This window comes from Kitasatospora sp. NPDC059803 (genome assembly GCF_042732255.1).
GTDB lineage: Bacteria > Actinomycetota > Actinomycetes > Streptomycetales > Streptomycetaceae > Kitasatospora.
Genome location: NZ_JBHWIJ010000130.1, coordinates 16588 through 22264 on the forward strand (window position 1 = coordinate 16588; position 5677 = coordinate 22264).

At 72.6% G+C, this 5677-nt stretch carries 4 protein-coding genes; 3 read left to right on the top strand and 1 reads right to left on the bottom strand.

Annotated features, from left to right (window positions below; translation table 11 throughout):
- Positions 1 to 65: 65 nt before the first annotated feature.
- Positions 66 to 1496, bottom strand: coding sequence for a pyruvate kinase (gene pyk / locus ACFV6I_RS21235; protein WP_380378737.1), 1431 nt, complete (start codon positions 1494 to 1496; stop codon positions 66 to 68).
- A 281-nt stretch (positions 1497 to 1777) separates the two neighbouring features.
- On the opposite strand from pyk, the gene ACFV6I_RS21240 reads away from it, so the two are divergent.
- The 3 genes from ACFV6I_RS21240 to ACFV6I_RS21250 are packed head-to-tail and all read left to right on the top strand — an operon-like array spanning position 1778 to position 5059.
- Positions 1778 to 2854: a hypothetical protein gene (locus ACFV6I_RS21240; RefSeq protein ID WP_063347154.1), complete on the top strand. Its 1077-nt coding sequence runs from the start codon at positions 1778 to 1780 to the stop codon at positions 2852 to 2854.
- Positions 2855 to 2862: 8 nt separating this feature from the next.
- Entirely contained in the window at positions 2863 to 4494 is a 1632-nt protein-coding gene (locus ACFV6I_RS21245) for a VWA domain-containing protein (RefSeq protein WP_063351039.1), read from the top strand.
- Positions 4481 to 5059: a hypothetical protein gene (locus ACFV6I_RS21250; RefSeq protein WP_380334120.1), complete on the top strand. Its 579-nt coding sequence runs from the start codon at positions 4481 to 4483 to the stop codon at positions 5057 to 5059. The genes ACFV6I_RS21245 and ACFV6I_RS21250 overlap by 14 nt, the downstream gene beginning before the upstream one ends.
- The last annotated feature ends 618 nt before the right edge of the window (positions 5060 to 5677 follow it).

Sequence of the window (5677 nt, forward strand, 5' to 3'; positions counted from 1 at the left end):
AACCCCCCCCCCTACTTAGCCGTGGGGGGCGCGCCCCCCCCCGCCCCCCCCCCCCCCCGCGCCGGTCAGTTGTCCAGGGTCCCGACGTGGTGGACGCGGACGAGGTTGGTGGAGCCGGCGAGGCCGGGCGGGGAGCCGGCGGTGATGACGACGATGTCGCCCTTCTGGCAGCGGCCGAGCGACAGGAGGGCCGCGTCGACCTGTTCGACCATCTGGTCGGTGGTGGGGGCGAAGGGGCCGAGGAAGGTCTCGACGCCCCAGGTGAGGGCGAGTTGGCTGCGGACGGCGGGTTCGTAGGTGAAGGCGAGGACGGGGATGGGTGAGCGGTAGCGGGTCAGCCGCCGCGCGGTGTCGCCGGACTGGGTGAAGGCGATGAGGTATTTGGCGTCCAGGAAGTCGCCGATCTCGGCGGCCGCGCGGGCGACGGCGCCGCCCTGGGTGCGCGGCTTGTTGCCGGTGGTCAGGGGCGGCAGTCCGGCGGCGAGGATGTCGGTTTCGGCGGCCTCGATGATGCGGCTCATGGTCTTGACGGTCTCGACGGGGTACTTGCCGACGGAGGTCTCGCCGGAGAGCATCACGGCGTCGGTCCCGTCGAGGACGGCGTTGGCGACGTCGGAGGCCTCGGCCCGGGTGGGCCGGGAGGCGTTGATCATCGAGTCGAGCATCTGGGTGGCGACGATGACCGGCTTGGCGTTGCGCTTGGCGAGCTTGACGGCGCGCTTCTGGACGAGCGGGACCTGTTCGAGGGGCATCTCCACGCCCAGGTCGCCGCGGGCCACCATGATGCCGTCGAAGGCGTCGACGATGGATTCCAGGTTGTCGACCGCCTGCGGCTTCTCGATCTTGGCGATGACGGGGACGAGGCGCCCCTCCTCGGCCATGATCCGGTGGACGTCCTCGATGTCGCGGCCGCTGCGGACGAAGGAGAGCGCGATCAGGTCGGCGCCGGTGCGCAGGCCCCACCGCAGGTCGGCGACGTCCTTGTCGCTGAGTGCGGGGACGGAGACGGCGACGCCGGGGAGGTTGAGGCCCTTGTGGTCGGAGACGAGGCCGCCTTCGATGACGAGGCAGCGCACGCGCGGCCCGTCGATCTCGACGACCTCCAGGGTGACCCGGCCGTCGTCGACGAGGATGCGTTCGCCGCGGGTGACGTCCGCGGCGAGGCCGGGGTAGGTGGTGCCGCAGATGTCCTTGTCTCCGACGACGCCGTTGTCGGTGGAGATGGTGAACTCGTCGCCGCGTTCGAGAAGTACGGGGCCGTGGGCGAAGGTGTCGAGCCGGATCTTCGGGCCTTGAAGGTCGACGAGGATGCCGACGCTGCGGCCGCTCTCGTCGGCGGCCTTGCGGACGCGGCGGTAGCGTTCCTCGTGCTCGTCGTGGGATCCGTGGCTGAGGTTGAAGCGGGCGATGTCCATTCCGGCGTCGACCAGGGATTTGATCTGGTCGTACGAGTCGGTGGCCGGCCCGAGGGTGCAGACGATTTTTGCTCGGCGCATACTGCTGAGGGTAGGCATTACCGGCGCGTAACCACGACGCGGGTCCGGACGGCGGGATGACCTTTGCCGTAAGGCGAGTTGAACAATCTGACACATCCTCGGACCGGTGTGCGAGCACCTGCCCGGGTGCCGTCGCCGTCCGGCCTTCCGATGCGAACCCGTGAAGGGGTGTTCACCCTTGGTTCACCGCCGGTTCGGCCGCCGCTCCCCGCCCGGCGGGACGCTCGTCACCCCCGGGTGACCACCCGGACGACGTAGCGGACGAGGGGGAGGCGTTCGGCATGAGACGCACTCTGGGGGTGTTGGCGGCGTTGGCCCTGCTGGGCGGGGTGACGTACGCACTGATCCCGCAGGACGACCCGGGCGGCGACATCGTCACCGTCTCCGGCCTGATCGGTTCGGAGAAGCGCGACTTCTTCCAGGATCCGCAGGTCGTCGCCGAGTTGGCCAAGCAGGGCATGAAGGTGAACGCGGAGAGCATCGGCTCCTGGCTGATGGACGGCGACGCGAAGGACTTCGCGTTCCCGGCCAGTCAGCCGCCGGCCGACAAGCTGCGCGTGGACTGGAACATCAAGGAGGTCCCGGTCCAGCCGTTCTACTCGCCGCTGGTGATCCTCGCGCACCGCCCGGTGGCGGATGTCCTGATGGGCAACGGCCTGGCCACCCTGGACCATTCCACCGGGCTGTGGACGTTCCGGATGGACGCCTACCTGGCCGCGCTGAAGGCCGGCCGCACCTGGCCCGACCTCGCGGGCGCGACCGAGCACGCGGAGTTGAAGGGCCCGGTGTTCCTCACCACCACCGACCCGGAGACGTCCTCCTCGGGGGCGCTGCACATCGCCCTGCTGTCGTACCTGTTGAACAACCGCCAGGTGGTATACGACCAGGCCGGGATCGACGCCACCAAGGACGTGCTGCGCACGGCGACGGCGATCCAGGGCGGCCAGAAGAGCAGCAGCGACGAGCCGTTCAAGGCCTTCCTGGCCGGGGTCGGCAATCCGCTGGTGCTCGCGTACGAGTCGCAGGCCGCCGCGATGGTGCTGAAGGGCGAGTCGACCGGCGACATGGTGGTGCTGTACCCGGACACCACCATCTACACCGACCACACCATCGTCGGCCGCACGCCGAACGGCCGGCGGCTGGCCGCCCAGCTGCACGACAACGCCGAACTGCGCCGCCTGGAGGCGAAGTTCGGCTTCCGTCCGCAGGACGACCCGGACGCCTTCGCCGCGCTGGTGAAGGGCAAGACCCCGGTCCTGGCGCCCAATCTCGCGGCGGCGAAGGTCAACCAGCCGCAGATTCCCGTGCCCGACATCCTGACCAGGCTGATCAAGGCCGCCAAGGGGAAGGCTCAGTGAACTCCCGGATGAAGAAGCACAGTTGGACGGTCGCCGCGCTGGCGACCCTGCTGGCGGCCGCCGCCTGCACCTCCACCCCGCCGGGCCCGAAGCCGTCCGACCCGCCGGCCACGACGGCGCAGCCGGGGGTGCTGCGGGTGCTGGCCGGCAGCGAGCTGCAGGACCTGGCGCCGATCCTGGAGGACGCCAGGAAGGCGACCGGGGTGACGGTGCAGTTCTCCTGGACGGGCTCGCTGGACGGCGCGGACGCGGTGTCCTCGGGCCGGGCGGACGGCAAGTACGACGCGGTGTGGTTCCCGTCCAACCAGTACCTGCGGCTGGATGACGCGGGGAAGTCGAAGGTGCTGTCGGAGACGCCGGTGATGGTGTCGCCGGTGGCGGTGGGGGTTCGGTCCTCGGTTCTCAACGAGCTCGGCTGGGGGGACGGCTCGAAGGTCTCCTGGGCGCAGATCGGGGATGCGGCGTCGGCCGGGAAGCTGGCGTACGGGATGGCGGACCCGTCCCGGTCGAACTCGGGCTTCTCGACGCTGGTGGCGGTGGCGTCGGCGTTCTCGGGTGCGGGGGCGGCGCTGACCGAGGGGGACGTGCAGAAGGCGGCGCCGCAGTTGAAGCAGTTCTTCACCGGCCAGAAGCTGACGTCGGGTTCCTCGGGCTGGCTGGCGCAGGCGTACACCCGGGCGGAGCCGGGCAAGGTCGGGGCGCTGGTGAACTACGAGTCGGTGCTGCTGTCGATGAACAAGTCGCTGGCGGCGGACCAGCAGTTGACGGTGATCCGCCCGGTGGACGGGGTGGTGTCGGCGGACTATCCGCTGTCGTTGCTGTCCTCGTCCGCGCAGCGGGAGCGGGACTCCTTCCAGCGGTTGACGGCGTACCTGTTGAAGGAGGACGTGCAGAAACGGATCTCCGAGGTGACGCTGCGCCGCCCGGTGGCGCCGGGGGTGTCGCCGGCGGCCGGGCTGCCGGCGGACCGGCGGCGGGAGCTGCCGTTCCCGGGGAGCCGGGCGGTGGCGGACGGGCTGCTGGCCTCGTACCAGAACGAGCTGCGGCGGCCGTCGCGGACGGTGTACGTGCTGGACACCTCGGGGTCGATGGAGGGTTCGCGGATCTCGGCGCTGAAGTCGGCGCTGGGCCGGTTGACGGGGGCGGACGACACCCGGGCGGTGCGCCGGTTCCGGGACCGCGAGGAGGTGACGCTGATCTCCTTCGCGTCGAAGGTGAAGTGGGCGAGGACGCACGCGGTGCCGGCCTCGGGGAGCAAGCCGGGCCCGGAGGCGGAGCTGGCGTCGATCAACGCGGACGTGCAGTCGCTGGCGGCGTCGGGGGGTACGGCGCTGTACGACTCGCTGGAGGAGGCGTACCGGGTGATCGACCGGCAGCAGTCGGCGGCGGGGGACGACCGGTTCACGTCGATCGTGCTGATGACCGACGGGGAGAGCAACGAGGGGGCTTCGGACGGGGACTTCAAGCGGTTCCACGACGGGCTGCCGTCCGGGCAGAAGTCGATCCCGGTGTTCCCGATCAAGTTCGGGGAGGCGGCGGTGGGCCAGTTGCAGGGGATCGCGGACGTGAGCGGCGGCAAGCTGTTCGACGGGTCGGGTTCGCTGGACGGGGTGTTCGAGGAGATTCGTGGCTACCAGTGACGGGGCCGGCCGGCGGGTGCTGCGGTACCTGGAGTCGGCCCGGAACCTGGTCGGCTGCGGGGGCGGCGCGGTGGGGTTGGGGCTGCACTTCGCCGGGCTGGGCGGGGCGTGGTGGCCGGCGGTGGTGGCGGGGCTGTACGGGGCGGGCGCGCTGCTGACGCCGGGCCCGCGGACGGAGCCGCCCGTCGTCCTGCCCGTGGAGCCGCCCGTCGATCCGCTGGCACCTCCGCTGCCGTCGACGCCCAGGCCGGAACCGACGCCCCGGCCGGAACCGGAGCCCGCACCGGAACCCGCACCGCGGCCCGATCCCGAGCTCGCGGCGCTGTCCGACTACCTGGCCACGGTGCCGCTGCCGGATTCGGCGGGGGTGGCGGGCCTGCTGGCGGCGCTGCGCTCGGCGGGGCCGGGGCCGGTGCCGGCGGAGATCGTGCGGCACCGGCTGCCGGTGGCGGTGGCCGGCTACCTGCGGGCGCTGACCTGGCGGCCGTGGGCGGGGCCGGACGCGCCGGACCCGGAGGCGGAGCTCGGCCGCGAGGTACGCCGGCTGGTCGCGGAGCTGAACTGAGGGGCCTGCCTGAAAAAGCCCTGCAGGCCCAGGCCGGAACCCCTTACCACCCCACCCTCCGCGCACCCCCGTCACGAACGAGTCGCCAAGATCTCACCTGCTGGAAACGTCGGAGGGCTATTCACCGGCCGGGCCCGCACGGCACACTTCTACGCGCGTCCTTCTACGCGCGTCGATGCGCGTCGGCACGCCACCCGAACACCAGTTGACGGTCCATCGGCCCGTCAGTCCCCACCCGGGAGAGTCGTCCATGCCCCTGAACCGCCGTGACTTCGTCACCCGGTCCGCCGCCACCGCCGCCGGCGCCGCCCTGACCGGCGGAGCAGTCGTCGCCGCCGCCCCCGCCGCCGTGGGCGCCGCGCCCGCGCCCGCCGCCGCCGGGGCTGCGATGGCCCCCCCCCCGGGGGTTCGGGTCCGCGCGCCCCCCCCCGCCCCCGAGGGGCTGGCGGGCCTCGGCGAGGACGGTCGGCTCCGCCCCGCCCCGGGCGAGGGCCCGCGCCACCGCCCGGGCCCCCGGCCCGGCGGGGTCCGCGGGGGCCCCCCCCGGGGGGGCCGCGGGCCGGGCCGCCCCGGGGGGCCGGGGGCGGGGGGGCCCCCCGCGGGGGCGCGCGGGGGGGT